Genomic DNA, 19,638 nt, shown 5'->3' with positions numbered 1-19,638 from the left:
TTACATTGACATCTCTTATTGCCAGTAGCAATCAGGGACATAAATCGATCAAGGAAAAATATGATGGAAAATATTAAATTTACAAGTAAAGGAATTACCTGTTCTGCATGGTACATCCCAGCAAAATCGGATGAATACAAGTCTTCTCAAGGACGGCCTTGTATTATTTTGGGTAACGGTTTCGGTGGTACCAAAGATACGGGATTACTCGATTTTGCCGAACCTTTCAGTCAGGCAGGTTTTGATACTTTCGCATTTGACTATCGTGGATTTGGAGAGTCTGCTGGACTACCAAGACAGCATGTATCTTATATTCAACAACGAGAGGATTATCATGCCGCGATCGAAGCTGCACGGAATTTACCCCATGTAGATGGAAGTCGTATTGCACTGTGGGGCACGTCTTATTCGGGTGGTCATGTCGTGGTCGTTGCTGCACAAGATCCAAAAATATCGGCTGTCGTCTCCATGAATCCGGCAACTGATGGTTTAGCAGCTCTAAAACAAGTATTCCAATATGGTGGAATAAAGCAGATATCGACAGCAATCGGTCATGGCATAAAAGATTTAATGCATGCCATCACTCAACGCCCTCCCCATCTCATTCCAATTGTTGGACAACCCGGTACGGCTGCAATGATCAGCACACCCGGTGCCGAAGAAAGCTATACCTCTATGGCAGGTCCGACTTGGCGGAATGAAGTCTGTGCTCGTGCAGCTCTGGAAGTTTCATACAACCGGCCTGTGGCTTTTGCAAAAAATGTGAAATGCCCGACCTTGATCCAAGTGGGTGCCAATGACCAGATTGCACCACCGAACCCAGCCCGAAAAACAGCACGTCTAATTCAAGGCCCAGCTGAATTGCTGGAATATCCAATTGATCATTTTGATTTCTATACCGAATCATGGGGTGAAACCGTGCTGATTGATCAGATCAATTTCTTGAAAAAGACACTTGCTCCACCCTCCCTAGAGAAATGAAAGTTTATAAATTTTCATTGTAGAAAAACATTTAATTCAAATACATACATAAGCGCATAGCATTCTGCGACAGCCTCAAAAATTTAATCAGCTATCGCGATGAAGACTAAAAACTGAAGCGTTATGTATGAACACCAATCGCATCACAAAGCAGTTCATTTAAATGCTTTGAAATCATATCAATCAGGATGGATAAGGAAATCTTATGTCACTCGTCAAATTAAGCAAAGATACACAAATCGATGAAATCGTTTCGATTATTAAAAGAGATGGTGGTGTCATCATTGAAAATTTTTTAAATGATGAAATAACCCAAGATATTTATCAAACATTATCACAGCAATTAGAGTTGATCCCAGACGGAGAAGATGAATATTTTGCAGGTACGAAGACCCGCCGAATGAGCCGTTTATTTGCACGCTTGCCACAAATGCCCTTGGTGGCAATGAATCCAGTATTTTTAGATACCGCAAAATCGATTCTTCAAACCCCACTACAGGCATGGAGTGGTGAAAATAGAATTGAACTCTATCCAGACATTCAGGTGGGTGTGACTCAAGCGATTCAGATCTGGCCAGGTCAAAAAGCACAACCCTTACATCGTGACGATACAGTATGGATGTGGCAACATCCGGGTTATGGTCGTGAAGCCAGAGTCCAGATTATGTTTGCTGTGACTGATTTTACAGAAGAAAATGGCGCGACTCGCGTCATTCCTGCCAGCCATTTGTGGGATGATCTAAGAGTACCTAAAGAAGACGAAACCGTCGCGGCTGAAATGAAAGCTGGAGATGCTTTAATCTGGATTGGTTCGACCTATCATGGTGGAGGTGCCAATGTCAGTCATGCACCTCGTATCGGACTCACGATGTCTTATGATCTTGGCTTTCTCAGACAGGAAGAAAACCATTATTTATCTCTCTCCACCGAAACAATTAAAAGCTTCCCAGATGAGCTAAGAGGATTGCTCGGCTGGAATATGAGCACCACTTTTGTCGGATTTGTCGAACATGAAGGCAAGATGATGAGTCCAATCGATATGTTAAATGTTCAGGAGTTTAAAACCACTGGGATTATCTAAGCCTTAGTATCTAGAAATTGGAAAGTAAGAAAACGTCGATCAAGTCGACGTTTTCTTACGCTTTTTATCACCAATCACTGTCTCAATATTTAAAAATTTCTGAATGCTTTAAATATTTTCATTACATCTTTATCAGTTCATTTAGACCATCAAATCAATCACTGGTCTGCAAGAGCTTATATGCAACTGTGCTCTGCATATTTTAACTTACCTTCTGTGCAATCCTATATATACCCTTCCTCACGTCAACGTGAGTCAGTGGTTTCGGTAATAGGGCTAAAATATTCAATCGAAGCTGATTAATTCTCTCATCTCCACACTGTTTCCACACTTTAATAATCGTCATTACACAAACATTCAAAATAATACCAGCATCAAAACTCCCCCAATCTGGATAGAATGCCGAAGGGCCAATTTATGAAAAGACTTACATTTCCTCTATATCAGCCGCTGTGTATTCTGACTGTATTTAGCGTTCTAGTAACAAGTGGCTGTCAGGTGGTTAGCCTAAAAAAACAGACACTGCATACCACCATTGCCAATGAACGTAACAGTATTCTCACTCAAAATAAATTAAGTGGCGCCAGCCTGAACCTGCTCTATATGTCCGATATGGACATGAAACTGTGCATGAAAAATCCAGATGCATGTATTGTCGATCTGGAAAAAATTCCTCAGGTACAGACAGAACAATTATTATCAGCCGCTAGCGAGTTATATCTCTCTAAAGCTCTGACTCTTGCAGACTCACATGATTGCAAAATCAATAAAAACACTAAATTAGAATCTAAACCTGCCCCACAGGTGAATGAATGTTTAGACCAACAACTGCAAGCTTTAGATAAAAGTATTCGGTACAGCTATGCCTATCTGTTTAAGACCTCTCGTCAGCCTCAAGACCGTATTTTTGATAATCGTCAGGTGCAAATTCGGGACTTCTATAATCAGGCACTTAACCAGTTAGTAAATGTGTACAGTGCGAAGAATTCATCAGCGACGATTCCAGACAGTATTCAAATTGGTGAAAGTACTTATAAGATTGATATTGACTCCTATCCCAAACTACAAGGTAAAAAGCTTGAGAAATTTACCTCAAGCTACAACATGAATTTCTCTGGATTAAGAACCATTAACCGTCGTGATGGTTTCGGTGCAGATTTCGTCGCAGTTTTGCACACTAAAGAAAATGATTCCAAAAATGGAAATCCCTATATTCTTGATCCACTGAACTATGCTTACCCAAATGGCGTTAATCCCAATATCCACCAAGCCCATTATCTTGCGTCGACGCTGATTGCCCAGCCAGTCGATGAGCAAGCCACAATCAGCGAGATACTCAATCGGCCTGATTTCAAAATAAAAATCTATGATCCTTACAATATCGAAAAGATCAAAATTGAAGATAAAGAATATTCCCTTGCTGCGAACTTCTCTGCCCCCTATGGTTTATGGTTAGCGGAGAATAACTTGGGCTCTGCAGCATATCTAACCTTGATTGACCGTAATCAACGTTTGACCATGCCTCATCTATATATGCTTGAACCCTATAATCCGAATAAAAAAGTGATTGTATTGATCCATGGACTGGCCAGCAGCCCAGAGGCGTGGATTGCGGTGACCAATGAAATTATGGGCGATAAGTCACTACGTGAGCATTATCAAGTCTGGCAGGTATTTTACTCAACCAATATGCCTATTCTGGAAAGCCGCTTTCAGATTTCTGCTTTACTGAAACAAACATTTGCCTCTCTCAATCCACAAGACCCTGCATCTCAAAATGCTGTTTTGATTGGACATAGCATGGGAGGAATTATTAGCCGCCTTTTAGTCAGTCATGCGGATATTTCAAAAAAAGCCTTACCAATGATGAGTAACCACGTTCAAGCACGGATGAGAAAACATCCCGTCATAGGCGAACGCTTAAAGATGGAACCGATTCCAAACTTTGATCGCGTCATTTTCCTCGCTGCGCCTCATCGTGGAACAAGCTACGCCGACCGCTGGTTTACCGTCACTGCACGAAAGATTATTGGACTACCTTCAGCATTTTTAAAAACATTAACCGATACACTGACAAGCTATGATGATGATCTGAAAGATTTTGTCAGAACCATCAATAACAGGCTGCAAAATGGCCCTAGCGATCTGAGTAATAAATCTGAATTTATGGAACTCACCTCGGGTATACAGCCTAAAGAAGGTCTAGTTTTTCATTCAATCATGGGGAATATCACCAAAAGTAATGATACTGATAAGATAACCGATGGCATTGTTCCTTATAAAAGTGCCCATTTAGAAGGTGCGATTTCAGAGAAAATCATTAAAGGCGGGCATTCTATTCAAATAAAGCCTGAAACGGTATTGGAACTTCGCCGTATCTTGAGCCAACATTTAACCGAGCATGGTTTAGACAAAGTGAAAAACTAAACATCCAAAGCTAAAGTGACAGCACTTTAGCTTTTTTTCTTTTTATTGCTCGCTTTCCTGTATTCTTTTACGAATTTCTTCTCGCCATTTCAGTGCATTTTCTTGTTGTTTATTGAGTAACACACCGAGCATATAAGCGGTCACTGCTGCCCCGATCAAAGCAATACCACTTTCATAAATGATATCGATAACGAACTCAAGCACACCTTCGGATAAGAATGCTAACATGCCAGAAAATTTCAGAAACTTGGCGATTGCTACAACCAAAATCCCTAATAATGCTCCAGTCCATAAAAAGATTTTATGGATATTGATCGGCGCTGTGACTTGATCAATTTGATCTGGATATTTTCGATAGTACTCGATTTCATCCTCTGTCACGTTGGAGGAGGATTTGAATAATAATTTAATAAATAATGTATCTTGATCGAGTTTTGAATTTTTCTTCATAGATACCGTGCATTATTAGTTTTCTTGTCTTTAATCTTACTAATTGTTGTGGAAGAAGTAACCCTCTTTCACAAGAACGAGCCTCTTTATAACAGTTAAATCAATCTCTCTTTGATCATTTCAATCAAACACAAAAACGCTTAATTTAAGCTAATCCATTCCTAATAAGATGAAGGATGATTTACTCTCTAAACTACATCTATACACGGATAGGTTAAATCAAGCGTCCGTAGAACTGGTTTAATCCACTGTCACATTTCCTAAACGATCTTTTTCAATTTATTCTGCTGAAGCAATCACATTAAACGATTCAACAGCATTAACACAGTTTGTTCCATTTGCTTTTGTTTCTGTGTATCCGTAACGCCTTGAACACTGAATCCCCAATATGCTTCAAATAAACAAGCCAGTACGTAAGCAGTCGAACTAATCGCATCTTGAGTTGCGTTTGGATACTCCTGTCCCAACTGATTTTCAAAATCAGGCAGCCAATGCTGTATCCATAGATCATGCAGCATCTGCTTGATCAACGGATTTCTGGCACTTTGCGCAACCAGTTCTAACCAAACAATCAAATCATCCTGACTCCGATAAACTTCGGGCGTGAATAACATGACGATTCTTTCGCTCAATGGTTTTCCACTAAACCGATGAATAATTGCTGTCCCCATTTCTCCAATATAGTGCTCAATGAAAGCATTGATTAAATCTGCACGTGAAGAAAAATAATGATGTACCAGCGTGCGTTGCATGCCTGATGCTTCCGCTACTTTGGCAAAAGTAATTCCTTCTAGTCCTTCCCTAGCAACGACTGAAACAGCAGCTTGAAGAATTTCATATGACCGTTCATGCGCTTTACTCGGTCTTCCTATCTTGTTTTCCATCATCGTCATAAATAAAAAAAATGTTTACTAATTAATCATACCATATTATTTTACTGACATGACAGTCAATTAATTAAAGGAAGTCATATCATGAAAATACTTGGACTTGCTGTCGGTAGCGAAATGGACGCTACAACAGCAAAAATCTTAACTGATAGTGAAATGCTGCATGCCGCTATTGTGGAAATTATCAACATCTGTGGGCTGGTTGCCTGTATTGTATTGGCGCTTTCGGGCTGGATCTACGGCGCAAAATTTCTCAAGAAGAACAACTATCTGCTTGGGCTAGAATGGTGGATTGTGGCTTTTTCTGCGACAAACTTTGTCTTGTATATGCTGACGGGTGGGCATGTTCATTATTCAATTACAATGTTTCTGGATTCATTCTCACGCAGCTTTGGTATGCCCGTCATTGCCGTACTGGGCTTAATGGCACTGACCCATAATTATAAACCCACAGCGTTGAAGGAAGTGCTGCTGTTCGCCGCTGCATTCGCAGGCACTTTTGTTATCTTCTTGGCCGATTTCTTTGACGGGATACGCCCGTATTTTTACGTCATCATGTGGGTGATTCTTGCGATCTATCTCTGCTACTTCATTCTTTGCTTGGCACGTGCTGGGGAAACTCTGCATGCCGTGGCGACAACATTCACTTTAATCGTCAGCCTCGCCGTCGCAATCGTCTATGACTTCTTCCCGATCCCTGGCGATGATACGCATATGATCTTTATGACTTGGGCATTCATTACCTGGGCTTATGCGGTCATCCAGTTGTATTACGCCTATGACGCACTGGCACGTTCTCAGACCCTTTCCAAAGCATCATTGGTTCCAGCTCACTAATCCATACATCACCGCATCATTATTTTTAAAATCAAACACCGTACAGGAGTACGGTGAAGATAAAAAAGGATAGCAAATGAATCATATCAATGAAGAAATGGCGAACTACAACCCTAAATCTTTACCCTTTCGTCTTCTGGGAGGCTGGATAGAGCAACCTGATGATCTTCAACCCGAACTGGAAGGTTCTGACAGCGCTGATGTCATTGTGGTTGGGGCTGGATTTGCCGGGCTCTCAACTGCCCTTGAGCTGACCGCCCGTGGTGCAAAAGTGATTGTGCTTGAACAAGAGTTTGGTGGCTTCGGTGCCAGCGGGCGTAATGCTGGTTATCTACTCGGCAGTATGGGAATTGAGTTTGAAATGTTCGCAAAACGCGTCGGCGTTGAGCATGCACGAAAATTTGTGAATTTTTATGACGAAGCCGTGTGCTACGTCGAAAAGCGTCTAGCCGAGTTGGAAATTCAATGTGATTACAATCCTTCTGGCATTATACGTGCTGCGATTGATCCTTCTCAGGAAAAATGGCTACGTCGCAGTATGGAGGTTGGTCGTGAACTGGGTTCAATCACTCGCTTTGTAGATCAAGCTGAAATGCGCGCTCGCGGTATTCCGCCAGCGTTTCTATTTGGTAGTGAGCAACGTGGCAGCACGCTCAATCCTGGTAAATATGTCAGCGGTTTACGTCGTGCGGCAATTCAGGCAGGCGTTAAGCTCTATGAAAAAACGCCCTTGCTGTCTTACAGTGAAGGCGCGGAAATAACCTGCAAGACTCCGCGGGGTCGTGCAACTGCCCCAATCGTGGTATTGGCGACAAATGCATTCACACCACAGTTGGGGTTACTACGTGATAAGGTTGCGCCGATACGCGTATCAGCAATTGAAACCCAACAGTTGTCTCCAAAACAATTGGCATCTTTGGGTTGGCAGAACAGAGAAGGAATTATTACACCGCATCTCATGATGGAGAGCCATCGTCTCACAGCACACAATACGATGGTGTTGACGGTGAAGAAGTTAAATTATGTTTATGGTTCAAAGACCCCGAACATACCAGATCAAGATGCCTATGCTGCACTCGTACAGACCTTACGTGAACGTCATCCTACCTTGCAAGGTCTTGGTATTAAGCATTGCTGGAGTGGTTACGTTAGCGTGGCATATGATTTTCTGCCTGTGGTAGGCACCACAGGAACGCATCAAAATATCATTTATGTTGCTGGCTGCACTGGACATGGGCTTGCCACTCAATCCTTTATGGGGCAGCTACTTGCCGAGAAAATTAAAGGCGTTGAGAGTCCTATTTTAACAGCCCTGTATCATAAAACGCCTTCGACCCTCCCTGAGCCATTGCAGTGGTGTGCTTTTAAAACCGCTTTCTCAGCGGCTGCTTTTTATGATCGTCTAACGGACCGTAAAGCACGTTCTATTGCCACAGATTCAGTGAGATAAGAAATCTTTAAATAAAAGCTCTATAACAAATCTCTTTCTTATATTTGATGAAAGCGATGACAATCAAAATGAAATAGAGATTTGTTGGAGTTAATCACCTAAAACTACTTTTGAATGTATTCGGGCAAAATCAACCAAATCTTTTGGATAGAACTGATGTTCACGATATGACGTATCATCTATATCCAGCAACCACGTTACCGCTGCTGCTTCCCATGACCAATAGCCATAGTAACCTCTTCCTGATCTTAAATCAGTTTGAGGATGTTGATCATAATAAGGCTCTCGGCTGCTCGCCTCATACCAATCTTCTAGGTATTGCAGCATTAAAGCTGGACGCTTTTCAGGTGAAGCATTAAACACTTTAATGAGCTTACGATAAGGCAAATGTCGTCTTGCTTCATCTGGTGGAGTTCCACGCTCTGCAACAAAAGGAGCAACTAAACATTCAATTAATCCATCTTTTTCCTGTCCTTCAGGCGTTGCTTCTACATAGTCAATGATTGGCATAATCCGATCCATCTGATCCGCATAACCAGTCAATAGCCCAAAACAAATCAGACGCAAAGCAATATACCAATAGTCTTCTGTTCCCAAACTGATATGCCAAACATACCGTCCATCAGCATCAGGACTTAAATTGTATAAATGGCTTGCTTCTGCGTACTCTTCTGTCCAGTGAAGTAGATATGGATATATTTCTTTTAAAAATTCAAGGCGTCCACCTGCCGAATACTGTAAGGAAATCAAATCTAAAACATCTATTATTCTTCTTTGACCAGCTGCAATATAACCACTATATTTTTTTTCATTTTTATAATTACTAAAACCATCCGTTACGGAATATATCCCATTCACAAATGTATCAAATCTTTTGCTATACATTTTTTGTTCAAGCAAATTATCTCTAAATAAAGCTGGGTCTTTTATTTCTAAACTTAACCACTTTTGCCAATCTATTGTCTGCTCATTTACTTGTATGGACATTTATTAACGCTCCAGCATGTCATTCGGTAAAACAAATTCTGAAGTAATCAAATAGACTATAAAAATACATTTAGGCCTATCTAGACACTTCTAATTTTGCAGGCATACATTTATAAAATTTAAAACTGGATAAAGAAAAGCCCTTTCGGGTTTAATCATCTTTACCTAAACCTTGCTCATCTACAAACTTGCCAATATCTAACATCATCCTTGGTGTATCTAAAGTTGCTAAGAATTGTAGATGTGAAATGATTGGCAGCTTGCGCACATTCTCTAGTTTAGCTTCCCCACCTAGAATCAAAGCGGGTTCAAAACCAAACATTTCATTCGGTTTTAGTACGCCATACTTTTTCACAGCCCGATCAAATAAAGGCTTATTCTTATAGTCTTTTTGATCTAAGAATCTTTTCTCTTTAGACGATATGAAGACTCTTATTAGTAAATCACCCTCATCTTCTTCCATAATTTCCATACTTGGAAATATTTGATTCATAGCAGTTGAAATCGTTAAACATTGCCCATGTATAGTGCCCCAAACACTTAACTCACCAAATGCACTACGACCAATCACAAAGTATTCCTCATGGGGCTGTAGTTCTACATGCTCTAACCAAGCATCTAATACATCTTGATAGTCTTCCGGGTTAACCAACCAGAATAATCCATTCCCCCAACCTGAAAAACCAAAAGCTCTCCAATACTCAAGTAGTTGATTTGGTAGCTTGCCTTGATACTTGTTAAGAGTTTCTTCTGATACAGGCTCTACACAAACTGGCGGTCCAAAACCTTCATCATGATAAAAAATTTCAAAATTTTCATCCATTATAAACTTACTCATTTTCTACCTTTGTAATTTTGCAGACATACATTTAGAAAATATATAACTGGATAAAGAAAAGCCCTTTCGGGCTTTAATCATCTTTACCTAAACCTTGCTCATCTACAAACTTACCTATATCTAACATCATTCTTGGTGTATCTAAAGATGCTAAGAATTGTAGATGTGAAATAATTGGCAGCTTGCGCACATTTTCTAGTTTAGCCTCCCCGCCTAGAATCAAAGCGGGTTCAAAACCAAAAATTTCATTCGGTTTTAATACGCCATACTTTTTCACAGCCCGATCAAATAACGGTTTGTTTTTGTAATCATCAAAGTCTAAATATTTTTTTGTCCTTGATGAAATAAATAGTTTTACAAGAAAATCACTTTCTCCCTCTTCTATCTTCTCCATTTTCGGATAAATATTCGAAGTCGTAGATGATATTTTAAAGCAACTTCCATGCAACGTACCCCACACACTTAGATCACCAAATGCAGTACGAGCGATCACGAAATATTCCTCATGAGGAGGTAAATCAATATTTTCTAACCATGCATCCAAAACATCTTGGTAGTCTTCTGGGTTAACCAACCAGAACAATCCATTTCCCCATCCAGAAAAACCAAAAGCTTTCCAGTACTCAAGTAGTTGATTTGGTAGTTTCCCTTGATATTTTTTTAAAATATCTTCAGATACATGATCCGAAAAAATAGGAGGACCAAATCCTTTATCGTTATAAAAATAATCAAAATCTTCATCTATTATAAACTCACTCATTTTCTACCTTTGTAATTTTGCAGACATACATTTAGAAAATATATAACTGGATAAAGAAAAGCCCTTTCGGGCTTTATTCATCTTTTCCTAAACCGTGCTCATCCACGAACTTACCTATATCCAACATCATGTGTGGAGTATCCAATGATGCCAAGAATTGTAGATGCGTAATAATCGGCAATTTACGTAAATTCTCGAGTTTAACTGCCCCCCCCAGGACTAACGCAGGTTCAAAACCAAACATTTCATTTTTGCTCAGTTCACCATATTTTTTAACAGCCCGATCAAATAACGGTTTGTTTTTGTAATCATTTATATCTAATGAGTCTTTATCTTTTGATGAAAAAAATATCTTGATAAGTAAGTCTTCCTCACCTTGTTCCATTTTTTCCATTTTTGGAAAAATTTGTGAAGTCGTCGCCGAAATAGTAAAGCATCGACCATGAATTGTTCCCCATACACTTAAATCCCCAAAAGCTGTACGAGCAATCACAAAATATTCTTCATGAGGCGGTAAATCAATATTTTCTAACCATGCATCCAAAACATCTTGGTAGTCTTCTGGGTTAACCAACCAGAATAATCCATTCCCCCAACCTGAAAAACCAAAAGCTCTCCAATACTCAAGCAATTGATTTGGTAGTTTACCTTGATACTTTTTCAGAGTTTCTTCTAATACAGGCTCTACACAAACTGGCGGTCCAAAACCTTCATCATGATAAAAAATTTCAAAATTCTCATCCATTATAAACGCACTCATTTTTTACACCTTTCCAGTTTTGCATTCATCCCTGTCGTACTTCTTTCACTAACAGGAACTTTTGCTGCCGCTTCATCTAATGCTTGAACCCTAGTTTTCCACTGACTACCAATAGAGGAATTGACATTCTTTAAACCAATTGCTTTAGTATCAACTTTATTTGCTCCACCTACAAGCTGATCAGGGTTATGTAGAGCTGCCATTTCATTCATGATTCGCCCTGACTTTTCTTTAGCAAGTTTCTTTGCTTCTCGAGCACCTATATTTTGTTGCTGATATTCTTTCTCATATTTTTCAGCAAGGTCAGCCCCATATTTTTTTCTAGCTTGCTCAGCAGGTGCACCACCACCACGCCCCTCTGTATTAAAAGCCTTCCGTCCTTCAATATAGTCTTCTACACTCATCTCATTGAGACCTTTTTGCTGATTTGCCAACTGCCAGTCAGTCTCTTTATTTAAGTATTCTTCAACCGCTAGACTGTTACTGTCCTTCGGGTAGTTTTCTTTAATCATCTTATCCGCATTTTTTCTTGCAGAAGATGTATTAACAGGATTAAAGCACTTTACCTTTGTCTCAGGCATCTTCTTGGTAATCGGCTCTTTAACTTTTGGCTGATGTACATTTTCAGGTGTTTTGGTGCCTGATGCACTTTTATTAGATGCGCCTGCTGTATGTACCACATTCGCTTTAGCAGTCTGAGGGTATGAAGGTCTAACAGTTTGTGTTGGTGTAGGAACGGGCTTTACCTTGGTTCCAACCGTGGCATAAGCGGGTTCATACTTGACCGATTGCTTTAATAAGTCCTGTAGATGTTCGTCAAACTCTTTAAAACCCTGTTTAATTTTGATCGCTGATTTCTGGATCATTGAAATTAAAACCGCTTCAAATCGCTCCATTCTTAAGTAAATAGATTTGGCCCATCCTAAGCCCATCCAATTGATCTTTGCACCGTAACTCAACAATGACTTAACACGTTTGACCAAACCAAGTAATTGATTAAGTATCGAGGTAATAATATTCGTAACAGCACTAGCGTAATCGGAGTACTTTATCTTCTTCAAGGTTGGAACTACATTGCCCTTCATAAAGCCATTAAGTTTAGAAATAATCGTTGCTAAATGGGGTGTTCTTTTAATAAGAAAAAGTCCTACACACTTAACAACATTTCCAATTTCACTTCCAACAGCACCACCGAGAATTCCGCCTGCCCCAGCACCTGGAGCTGCACCAACACCTCCAAAAAATGCACCTCCAGCGCCGCCTGTTGCAGCACCTGTCGCGGCAGTCGCACCAACTAAAACAAATGGCAGTAAATAAACAGCTAAAAGCATCCATTCCTGCACTTCATCTTGTTTCTTTGGATCGTTTAGCATCCTCATGATAACAGCGATCGCATCTCGGGCACTAAATACAAGAACCGTCCCGGGAACAAAACCTGCGAGCATTTCAGTTACAATGACAGAAACAGGACGTTCATCTGTATTGAACTCACCATAAATGAAACTTTTAACCCAGCTTTGAGCGCCATCCAATGACTTACCATATTCTGCGATAAGTTCATTCAGCTCCTTTTCTACCCATTGTGCGGTTTGGTTAAAATTGGATTGCAAACCACTGATAGATTGATCAAAGCTTCTCTGAATTTGATTTTGGTAACCACTAAGTGTCTGTAACATATCCATAATTATTCTTCTGGTTGATCGTCTACAAGTGGAAGTACAAAAATTTCAGTTTTAAATAAGTTATCTAACTCTTGCTCAAATTTCATTTCTAATGCTGACTCCAACGGGTTTCTGTCATCACCATATTCAATAACAGCACGTCCATTTTTTTGATCAGAGTAAAATGCCATACCATTTGAATCCGTTTTACCTTGTTGCGTAGTTCCATCAGGCAAATGAATCGTATAAGGGATGTTAGGACTAGGCGTACCATCTGCATATACCTTTCTAAATTCAAGCAGATTTTTAGGTATTGAGAGAGCTGGCAAAATTGGTAAATTTTGTTTTGCTGTACTTCCTCCCATAAACAAATGCTGCCCCGCCTTCACCTCAAATTTGCCCCCTGTCACAGGAAAAATTCCAGAGCCATTCAGCTTGAGTTGCGAACCTTGCGCGGTAAATACAATTTCTTTAGGACTGGTAATTTCAATGCGGTCTTCGGTGGAAATGATTTGAATCCCTTGCTTGGCAAGCAAGTCTATCCCATCCGATTGGGCATGCACTTCAAATTTACCTTTAGCAGTGACTTGCTTGATCCCATTCTGTGCTGCAAACAGGCTAATCCTGTTCTGGACATGGGCAACCAGATTTTTTTGTGTGCTTAGGTTAATGCTATCGCCCGCAATCTGATTGATCTGTCCATCCGCAGAAAGATGAATATCTTCACTAGTACTCAGACCAATTCCCGCAGGTGAATTGAGTAATAATAGTGCTTTCTCAAATTTTGCGATCTTGTCCTGAATCTGATCAGCAAAGTCTTTTAACTGTTCTAATGATTCAATTTCATCCGTTTGCTGATTCTTGGCAACTTCACTTAATGCTTTGGCATTGCTCTGATTGCCTTCAAGCTGTTGCTTGGCTGGCTGTGCATCCAGATGCTCACCCTGTGCCTGATCCTGCTTTTGTGTGCTAACAAGTAAGCCTTGTCCTGCACGCACCGCCCCCCATTGGTCAGTACGCAGTTCAAAGCCTTCTCCACGATCTTCACTTTCAGCCTTGTCTTTTGGATGGCTAAGCTTACCGAGGTTCAGTTGGCTGGCAGCATGGCTACTTTGTAGTTGCGCGCTGATTTGACCCGTGGTGTCATCAAAACGCAATTGGTTAAAGCCTTCGCCTTGATATTCTTTGGATTTAATCCCTGCCAGTTTCTTGGTATCAGGCAGCTTACCTGCATTATCGAATTTAGTTGGGCTACGCTGTGCTTCATGAATTCGTCCGACCACATAGGGACGGTCAATATTGCCATCAAAGAAGTTGATCACCACGATCTCACCAATTCTTGGCAAGAAACGTGCGCCGTAGCCTTCACCTGCCCACGGCGTCAGTACATCGATCCATGCAGAATCGGTATCATTGTCATTGGCACCTGCACCAACATCATGACTATGATCATCTGCTCGAGTAAACAGGAATCTGACTTTAATGCGGCCCCATTCATCGACATGAATTTCTTCACCACTTGGCCCGACCACTTTCGCCCGTTGCGGATGAGCTTCGGGGTGATGCTGCTGTGGATTGTATTCTGGAACAATCTTGATCTGACGGCGTTGTAGTGTGAGCTGATTGGCTTGGCGTTCTTCTGTGTTACCTGTATTGAACTGTTTAGGTTGCCAGTGACTCTGTGCCAATAGCTGATCAATTTGTTGATGTAAATCTTTAGGCAGGTTGTTTTGATTATAGAAATGCTTGCCTGTGATCAGAAATTCCTTATCTGCCCCATCATGCTGATCAACTTCGGGATGATCATTCAACTCAAACCAGTAACCCACTTGTGCATCACGTAAGGTCGATTGGGCAATGAATTGCTTGGCCTGCGCATTATGGTAATGACTGAGATTTTGATTGAAACGTTCAACCTGTTGATTACCTGAAGGCGTTGCACCATCTTCCTTGTTCAGGTCTTGCATCCATGCTGGGGTAAAGTGCCATGCATCCTCCAGTCCCAGACTATTTGCATCATGCTGTTCTGAATGCTGCTGGGTGGTGAGAACTGAACCTGTGCCTTCATCCATATCTAAAGCATCAGGCTGCCAACGGTTCACATACACCGAAGTCGGCTGTAAGGAACGATTGCCATTAAAACTAGTAATCGAGTCAAATTGTTCCGTTGCACTGCTACGATGGTACTGTACTTTACGTCGATCCAACGCTTGATACTGGGCATTATCATCAATCAGTCTCAAGCGTTGCGGCTGAATGGCACTACTTGAATTCGATACTGTCAGTTGTGCTTCATCAATCAGCCAGTTAATGCCTTCACTACGCATCAATCGCGTCAGAAAATCATAGTCACTTTCATTTTGGGACATGATAAATGGACGGACATCATATTGCTGGCTGAGTCCAGTTAAGTCCAAAGTCAGACTAGAAGCGAATAATGGGCTTCTTTCCTGCCATTCTTTAAAAATGGTCTGAACCACATCGACCACAGTCTTTGCCATAAAAACACGGCTGTTTCTGCGATGTTTCCACAGTGCAGTCGGGTCTTCTAAAGTCAGTTTATAGACTGTCAGACTACCATCCGATTGCCCCTGCAAAGCTTGGGTAATAATACCGGTAGTACGGAACAATTGCCCTGTATCTGTGACCTGATCAACAGCAACCTGACTACCAATGAATTGTTTGAGGGGAATAGTGGCATTGGTTGACAGGCAAATGAGTTCGGCTTTCACACCAGCATTGATTTGGTGTTGACCATCAATACGCTGTAGGAAGACTTGCGTATTTAAATCTGAATTTGAAAATAAAATATGTAAGGCGCGTTTTTGTGCAGTAAGCCCTAAGCTGTCTAAGGCTTGAAATATATTGTTCAACATCTTCTTATAGGCTTACGCTTAAATTTAGTGCATTTTACAAAGTATAGGGATTCTTTGTCTATACGGTTCTGTCTGTTTATGACAATTTACGTCACTCATTTTTTACAGCGGAATATCAAAAATTAAAATCAATATAAAAAATAAAAAGCCCGTCCTTAGATGAGCTAATTAATTCTCTAAAATATACTAACAGTTGCCTTTCTTGGCTTGTCCAGGAGGACAGAAACGACCATTTCCATGCCCGTCATAGTAACGCCCATCATTGAGTCGGCCTTCAGGATCAACAACGATACTTCCCTCACGCGTATGTACAGCACAAGCCGTAAGACCCACACTGCCTAGCAACGTCACCACCAATAAAAAATATTTCATAATTCACTCCTTTTTAATAAAAAAATAAAATTAATCAGCCTATTTTTCAACCAATGTTTTGTTATCAGTATTTTTCCGTATAACAACTTAGAAAATACATTAGCACCTAAAACACAATATTTTATATCGAGGTTTTCTCATCTATAAAAAAGAATAAAACTGCACCACACATGATGCAGTTGAAGCAACTATTTAAATCACCAATTAAATTTCAATCTGGCTCCCCAACTCCACGACACGATTGGTTGGAATTTGATAAAAGTCACTAACAGGACTGGTATTACGTTGCATCGAAATAAATAAGCGCTCACGCCAAGGTGACATTCCATCCCCGACGCTATGCACAATACGATCACGTGAAATAAAGAAGCTGATTTGCATCACATCATATTCAAACTCTAATTGCTCATAAGCCTGAACCAATGCCTGCGGCACATTAGGTTCGTCTTTAAACCCATAGAAAATCTTAATACGATAAAAATGCTCATCCAGAGTTTCAACACTGATACGTTCTTCATGTGAGACGAATGGAATATCTTCTACCACGACTGTCACGAGAATGTTACGCTCATGCAAGACTTTATTGTGTTTAAGATTATGCAGCATCGAATGCGGAACTACATTTGGCGTGCCCGTCAGAAATACAGCATCGCCAGGTACACGCAGTACACTATTCCCGATACTTTTGACAAATAACTCCAGTGACAATGTATCGTGCTCAAGCTTGGCAAAAGTAAGCTCCCGCCCTCGTTTCCACGTCATCAATATTGTTATTGCGATACCACCAATAAGAAGAGGTACCCAACCGCCCGAGAACATTTTTAAAGATGTCGCCGCGACTAAAACAGATTCCAGCAAGAAGAAAGGAATAATCAAAAGTAGAACTTTTGGCAAGCTCCATTTCCATGCATAGTAAATAAAGACTGCAACCAAAATCGTGTCACACAACATGGTCAAGGTGACCGCAAGACCGTAAGCGCTGGCTAAATTGGAACTGGTTTGAAAAATCAAGATCAGCACCACGATTGCGACTAAAAGTAACCAGTTTAGAAAAGGTACATAAATCTGGCCTGCCTCTAAATCTGAGGTATGCTTAATACTTAAGCGCGGTAAATACCCCAATTGTATGGCCTGACGCGCCAAAGAAAATACACCAGAGATAACAGCCTGCGAAGCAATCACCGCAGCCATTGTCGCTAGAATAATCATGGGATATAACGCCCAACTCGGCACCAGCAAATAAAAAGGATTTTCAATGGCAGCAGGATTACGCAATAGTAATGCACCTTGTCCTGCATAGTTTAAAACCAGACATGGAAGTACCACACTAAACCATCCCAACCGTATAGGTTGAGGGCCAAAATGTCCCATATCAGCATAGAGCGCCTCGCCTCCAGTTACGGTTAAGACCACGGCGCCCATAATAAAAAAAGACTGTACAGGATGGGTAAAAATAAATTGTATCGCCCAATGCGGACTAATCATCCCAAGCACTAACGGCGTCTGTATCACACTGGCAATACCAAGCAACCCCAGCGAGAGAAACCAGACTAGCGTAATTGGGCCAAAGAATTTCCCCACAAAAGCGGTACCATGTTTTTGCATTAAAAATAATGTAATCACGATCACCAGCGCGATGGGAATAATAAAAGGATCAAGCGCATTCGTGGCAATAGATAAACCTTCAACTGCCGAAAGCACGGATATCGCTGGCGTGATAATACCGTCGCCGAAAAATAAAGAAGCACCGATAAAACCAATTGCAATCAGATAAATCTTTTTATGATCTGTAATTTTAGCTTTACGCAGATTCAAGGCGAGTAAAGCCATGATGCCACCTTCGCCATTGTTGTCAGCACGCATCACGATTGCAATATATTTAATACTGATAATCAGCATTAAACACCAGAAAATAATCGAGAGAATGCCCAATACATTTTCAGGCTGAATCGCTAAACCATGCGCGGCATGAAAAGACTCTTTTAAAGCATATAAAGGACTGGTTCCAATATCACCAAAGACCACGCCTAAGGCTGCTAATGCAGTCGCTGGTAATGCAGCTTTTTTTACAGTACTTTGCATAATGAATGTTCTATATCATGTTATGGCAGGCAACATTTTTAACAATGCGTGATTTAAATTAGTTCAGTTCTTTGCTCTAGATTCTGCAACGCTAAGCTCTTTGCAACTTAAGCATCTGCTGTATTTCTATCGAGGTGTATCCTCTTTCTTTTAAAATCTGAACAATTATTTTTTGTATTTCAGCAGGCTTTACGGGATATTTTTCAACCAGAACTTCAGTGCTGTAACCTGTAAATACGCTTTTTTGATTTAGAACCATGTTATGGAAATGATTGCTTTGACTGTCCGTATTAAAGAAACCCATTCACCTACCCATAATAACGATCTCCAAAATCGCATTTTAATAATCTTAAAAAGTTACAGGCGTAAAATTTGCGTAAATTTTTCCTCTCGTCCATCGACTTTAATTAGACAAAGTTTGCCCGCCCTGCTCATCCATTCACGCAGGATCAAAGTCATTTAAATGATGTTTTAAAAAATCAGCCCAGAAAACGCAGCCCAACACCTGCTATCGTATAAATATATTTTGGGCTCAGCGCTGAATCCCCAATTTTTGTTCTGAGTTTTTTTACCAAGATTCTCAGGTAATGAGTGTCTTCTTCATGGGTAATCCCCCATAACTCAGTCATGATTTGTTTTTGGGTCACAATCTTGCCTTGATGACGAATCAACAGGGCTAAAAGCTGAAATTCTTTCTTGGTTAAGGTAATTTCCTCCCCCGCCAAGGTGACGCTATGTTCTGCCACATCCACCCAAAGCTGACCATCGTTGAATACCGTATTTTGTTCTGCATGTTGTGGTTTATTGCGAAACATCACACGGATACGGGCGCACAGTTCCTGAATACTAAAGGGCTTGGTCACATAATCATTTGCACCTGCATCCAGCAATTTAATTTTCTGATTTTCATCGGGTCGTGCAGATAATACGATCACAGGAATATCTGACCATTGCCGTAATTCGGTTAAAACCTTCTGTCCCTCCATATCGGGTAAACCCAAATCCAGAATCAGCAGATCTGCACCACGTGTCGCTAGACTCTCTAGTCCCTTCATCCCATTTTCAGCGACATGTACCGAATACCCTTGCGCACGCAAAGCAATATCCAGAAATTTCCGAATTTGGGGTTCATCATCAATGATGAGAATAGAAGCATGCTGATTTAATGTTTGCGGCATAAATAATG

At 40.7% G+C, this 19,638-nt stretch carries 17 protein-coding genes; 5 read left to right on the top strand and 12 right to left on the bottom strand.

Annotated features, from left to right (window positions below; genetic code table 11):
* Positions 1 to 60: 60 nt before the first annotated feature.
* From IEV36_RS09715 to IEV36_RS09705, 3 genes are all read left to right on the top strand, one after another.
* Positions 61 to 981: an alpha/beta hydrolase gene (locus IEV36_RS09715; RefSeq protein WP_004773546.1), complete on the top strand. Its 921-nt coding sequence runs from the start codon at positions 61 to 63 to the stop codon at positions 979 to 981.
* A 205-nt stretch (positions 982 to 1,186) separates the two neighbouring features.
* Positions 1,187 to 2,062: a phytanoyl-CoA dioxygenase family protein gene (locus IEV36_RS09710; RefSeq protein ID WP_005258702.1), complete on the top strand. Its 876-nt coding sequence runs from the start codon at positions 1,187 to 1,189 to the stop codon at positions 2,060 to 2,062.
* 417 nt (positions 2,063 to 2,479) lie between these two features.
* The gene (locus IEV36_RS09705) at positions 2,480 to 4,489 is read left to right on the top strand and encodes an esterase/lipase family protein (protein ID WP_005258704.1); all 2,010 of its coding nucleotides are present in this window, start codon (positions 2,480 to 2,482) and stop codon (positions 4,487 to 4,489) included.
* Between the two features lie 42 nt (positions 4,490 to 4,531).
* On the opposite strand, the gene IEV36_RS09700 is transcribed toward IEV36_RS09705, so the two are convergent.
* Together IEV36_RS09700 and IEV36_RS09695 are read right to left on the bottom strand one after the other, a co-directional pair.
* Complete coding sequence (locus IEV36_RS09700; RefSeq protein WP_005258706.1) at positions 4,532 to 4,939, bottom strand: hypothetical protein; 408 nt, start codon at positions 4,937 to 4,939, stop codon at positions 4,532 to 4,534.
* A 296-nt stretch (positions 4,940 to 5,235) separates the two neighbouring features.
* The gene (locus IEV36_RS09695) at positions 5,236 to 5,832 is read right to left on the bottom strand and encodes a TetR/AcrR family transcriptional regulator (RefSeq protein ID WP_005258707.1); all 597 of its coding nucleotides are present in this window, start codon (positions 5,830 to 5,832) and stop codon (positions 5,236 to 5,238) included.
* 81 nt (positions 5,833 to 5,913) lie between these two features.
* Between IEV36_RS09695 and IEV36_RS09690 the strand changes: the two genes are divergently transcribed.
* Together IEV36_RS09690 and IEV36_RS09685 are read left to right on the top strand one after the other, a co-directional pair.
* Entirely contained in the window at positions 5,914 to 6,666 is a 753-nt protein-coding gene (locus tag IEV36_RS09690; protein ID WP_005258708.1) for a hypothetical protein, read from the top strand.
* 76 nt (positions 6,667 to 6,742) lie between these two features.
* Positions 6,743 to 8,116 carry an NAD(P)/FAD-dependent oxidoreductase gene (locus IEV36_RS09685; RefSeq protein ID WP_005258711.1) on the top strand — a complete coding sequence of 458 codons (1,374 nt, stop codon included), beginning with the start codon at positions 6,743 to 6,745 and terminating at the stop codon, positions 8,114 to 8,116.
* Positions 8,117 to 8,206: 90 nt separating this feature from the next.
* Here the strand turns inward: IEV36_RS09685 and IEV36_RS09680 are convergent, their stop codons facing one another.
* The 10 genes from IEV36_RS09680 to IEV36_RS09635 all read right to left on the bottom strand — a co-directional run bounded on the left by IEV36_RS09680 (position 8,207) and on the right by IEV36_RS09635 (position 19,630).
* A complete protein-coding gene (locus IEV36_RS09680; RefSeq protein ID WP_005258712.1) occupies positions 8,207 to 9,103 on the bottom strand; it encodes a PoNe immunity protein domain-containing protein in 897 nt (298 codons plus the stop codon).
* A gap of 151 nt (positions 9,104 to 9,254) precedes the next feature.
* Complete coding sequence (locus IEV36_RS09675; RefSeq protein ID WP_005258717.1) at positions 9,255 to 9,941, bottom strand: GAD-like domain-containing protein; 687 nt, start codon at positions 9,939 to 9,941, stop codon at positions 9,255 to 9,257.
* A 73-nt stretch (positions 9,942 to 10,014) separates the two neighbouring features.
* A complete protein-coding gene (locus IEV36_RS09670; protein WP_005258719.1) occupies positions 10,015 to 10,701 on the bottom strand; it encodes a GAD-like domain-containing protein in 687 nt (228 codons plus the stop codon).
* Between the two features lie 73 nt (positions 10,702 to 10,774).
* Positions 10,775 to 11,461 carry a GAD-like domain-containing protein gene (locus IEV36_RS09665; RefSeq protein ID WP_032863946.1) on the bottom strand — a complete coding sequence of 229 codons (687 nt, stop codon included), beginning with the start codon at positions 11,459 to 11,461 and terminating at the stop codon, positions 10,775 to 10,777.
* Positions 11,458 to 13,143, bottom strand: a complete 1,686-nt coding sequence (locus tag IEV36_RS09660; RefSeq protein ID WP_005258721.1) for a polymorphic toxin type 15 domain-containing protein — start codon at positions 13,141 to 13,143, stop codon at positions 11,458 to 11,460. The genes IEV36_RS09665 and IEV36_RS09660 overlap by 4 nt, the downstream gene beginning before the upstream one ends.
* 2 nt (positions 13,144 to 13,145) lie before the next feature.
* Positions 13,146 to 15,998, bottom strand: a complete 2,853-nt coding sequence (locus IEV36_RS09655; protein ID WP_005258722.1) for a type VI secretion system Vgr family protein — start codon at positions 15,996 to 15,998, stop codon at positions 13,146 to 13,148.
* A 186-nt stretch (positions 15,999 to 16,184) separates the two neighbouring features.
* Positions 16,185 to 16,370 carry a hypothetical protein gene (locus IEV36_RS09650; protein WP_004773573.1) on the bottom strand — a complete coding sequence of 62 codons (186 nt, stop codon included), beginning with the start codon at positions 16,368 to 16,370 and terminating at the stop codon, positions 16,185 to 16,187.
* A gap of 204 nt (positions 16,371 to 16,574) precedes the next feature.
* Positions 16,575 to 18,452, bottom strand: a complete 1,878-nt coding sequence (locus IEV36_RS09645; RefSeq protein WP_005258723.1) for a potassium transporter Kup — start codon at positions 18,450 to 18,452, stop codon at positions 16,575 to 16,577.
* A 91-nt stretch (positions 18,453 to 18,543) separates the two neighbouring features.
* A complete protein-coding gene (locus IEV36_RS09640) occupies positions 18,544 to 18,756 on the bottom strand; it encodes a hypothetical protein (protein WP_032810794.1) in 213 nt (70 codons plus the stop codon).
* 175 nt (positions 18,757 to 18,931) lie between these two features.
* Positions 18,932 to 19,630 carry a response regulator gene (locus IEV36_RS09635; protein WP_004773575.1) on the bottom strand — a complete coding sequence of 233 codons (699 nt, stop codon included), beginning with the start codon at positions 19,628 to 19,630 and terminating at the stop codon, positions 18,932 to 18,934.
* Positions 19,631 to 19,638 lie beyond the last annotated feature (8 nt).

Origin of the sequence: Acinetobacter vivianii, from assembly GCF_014635885.1 — a bacterium.
Lineage (GTDB): Bacteria > Pseudomonadota > Gammaproteobacteria > Pseudomonadales > Moraxellaceae > Acinetobacter > Acinetobacter vivianii.
This window is presented reverse-complemented; position numbering and strand designations above follow the sequence as displayed.

Coding starts and splice junctions, on each gene's coding strand:
- IEV36_RS09675 (WP_005258717.1), bottom strand. CDS start 9,941: ATGAGTAAGTTTATAATGGATGAAAATTTTGAAATTTTTTATCATGAT.
- IEV36_RS09695 (WP_005258707.1), bottom strand. CDS start 5,832: ATGACGATGATGGAAAACAAGATAGGAAGACCGAGTAAAGCGCATGAA.
- IEV36_RS09715 (WP_004773546.1), top strand. CDS start 61: ATGATGGAAAATATTAAATTTACAAGTAAAGGAATTACCTGTTCTGCA.
- IEV36_RS09685 (WP_005258711.1), top strand. CDS start 6,743: ATGAATCATATCAATGAAGAAATGGCGAACTACAACCCTAAATCTTTA.
- IEV36_RS09635 (WP_004773575.1), bottom strand. CDS start 19,630: ATGCCGCAAACATTAAATCAGCATGCTTCTATTCTCATCATTGATGAT.
- IEV36_RS09690 (WP_005258708.1), top strand. CDS start 5,914: ATGAAAATACTTGGACTTGCTGTCGGTAGCGAAATGGACGCTACAACA.
- IEV36_RS09710 (WP_005258702.1), top strand. CDS start 1,187: ATGTCACTCGTCAAATTAAGCAAAGATACACAAATCGATGAAATCGTT.
- IEV36_RS09705 (WP_005258704.1), top strand. CDS start 2,480: ATGAAAAGACTTACATTTCCTCTATATCAGCCGCTGTGTATTCTGACT.
- IEV36_RS09655 (WP_005258722.1), bottom strand. CDS start 15,998: ATGTTGAACAATATATTTCAAGCCTTAGACAGCTTAGGGCTTACTGCA.
- IEV36_RS09660 (WP_005258721.1), bottom strand. CDS start 13,143: ATGGATATGTTACAGACACTTAGTGGTTACCAAAATCAAATTCAGAGA.
- IEV36_RS09700 (WP_005258706.1), bottom strand. CDS start 4,939: ATGAAGAAAAATTCAAAACTCGATCAAGATACATTATTTATTAAATTA.
- IEV36_RS09645 (WP_005258723.1), bottom strand. CDS start 18,452: ATGCAAAGTACTGTAAAAAAAGCTGCATTACCAGCGACTGCATTAGCA.
- IEV36_RS09640 (WP_032810794.1), bottom strand. CDS start 18,756: ATGGGTTTCTTTAATACGGACAGTCAAAGCAATCATTTCCATAACATG.
- IEV36_RS09650 (WP_004773573.1), bottom strand. CDS start 16,370: ATGAAATATTTTTTATTGGTGGTGACGTTGCTAGGCAGTGTGGGTCTT.
- IEV36_RS09680 (WP_005258712.1), bottom strand. CDS start 9,103: ATGTCCATACAAGTAAATGAGCAGACAATAGATTGGCAAAAGTGGTTA.
- IEV36_RS09665 (WP_032863946.1), bottom strand. CDS start 11,461: ATGAGTGCGTTTATAATGGATGAGAATTTTGAAATTTTTTATCATGAT.
- IEV36_RS09670 (WP_005258719.1), bottom strand. CDS start 10,701: ATGAGTGAGTTTATAATAGATGAAGATTTTGATTATTTTTATAACGAT.